This is a genomic window from Limosilactobacillus coleohominis (genome assembly GCF_016901675.1).
Taxonomy (GTDB): Bacteria; Bacillota; Bacilli; order Lactobacillales; family Lactobacillaceae; genus Limosilactobacillus; species Limosilactobacillus intestinavium.
The window spans coordinates 1-1,089 of record NZ_JACJKU010000158.1 but is presented as its reverse complement, the minus strand read 5'-3'; the positions used below and the strand labels follow the sequence as shown (position 1 = coordinate 1,089).

The 1,089-nt window shown below is 34.3% G+C and carries 1 protein-coding gene; it reads left to right on the top strand.

Annotated features, from left to right (window positions below; translation table 11 throughout):
• Positions 1–542 precede the first annotated feature (542 nt).
• Positions 543–977 carry a nucleoside-diphosphate kinase gene (ndk, locus tag H5975_RS08285; RefSeq protein ID WP_204785622.1) on the top strand — a complete coding sequence of 145 codons (435 nt, stop codon included), beginning with the start codon at positions 543–545 and terminating at the stop codon, positions 975–977.
• Positions 978–1,089 lie beyond the last annotated feature (112 nt).

The following is a 1,089-nucleotide window of genomic DNA, read 5'->3' as shown; positions in this document are numbered from 1 at the left end:
GTGCCCATTAAGGTCCTTCTTTCTAATGGAATGTTGTGGTAACACCATTAAAGACCTTGATGGGTTTTTCTGTCCACTTAAATGTTCAACTTAAATTTTACAATCTGCCAAACTAAAAAAGACCCAATGGAGAATGGAACAGTCCTCTGGATCCTTTTTAATAAAGTAGTATGTCATCTGTCTATTATATTATCATGATAACGTTTACATTTCAATAACAGTCTATTATAAATTATAATTTTTTGTGAGTTTGTTGAATGGTATCACCAATTACATACCCGATACTGGTTGAAATACTAAGAATCAAACCAGCTTTTAATAAGCGAATTGCTTCATTTTTCATGATGAATCCCTCCTGACCAACTAAAAGTTGGAGAATAATTCAAAGAACATGCTTATAATATCAAATTTTGTTTAAATATGACAAATATGTTACAAAGCTTAACAAACTTTTATATATTATCTAACCAAATTAAGGAGCCGTTTTCATTTCTATGATAGATATGCTACCCTTGGTATAGAATTTGAAGGGAGTATTTATTATGGTTAAAGATGAATACACTTTGGTATTAGTAAAGCCTGATGGCGTAAAAACTCGTCACATTGGAGACATTATTTCTAAGATTGAAAACAAAGGCTACCGGATTGAAGCACTGAAGATGATCAATCCAACAAAGGATAAGCTTAGGCAACATTATTTTGACAAGGTCGATAAGCCATTTTTCCCAGAATTATTAAATTACATGATGGAAGGTCCCATTGTCGGCATTGTTGTTTCTGGAACAAACGTTGTTCACGCAATTCATAATATGGCTGGAGCAACTAATCCGGGAGAAGCAGCTTGGGGAACCATTCGTGGTGACTACGGACGCGAATGGCCGGACGGAGTCTTAAGAAATATCATTCATACTTCTGATAATGTTGAAAATGCCAAGAGAGAAATAGGAATCTGGTTCCCAGAATTTAAGATGGCATAAAGTAAAAGGGGCTGTGACATAAGTCCCCAATAATAAACGGAGTTGGATGAAATCTTCGGATTTCATTCAGCTCCGTTTTCCTTTAAAATATAGATACATTGATAAAAGAAAA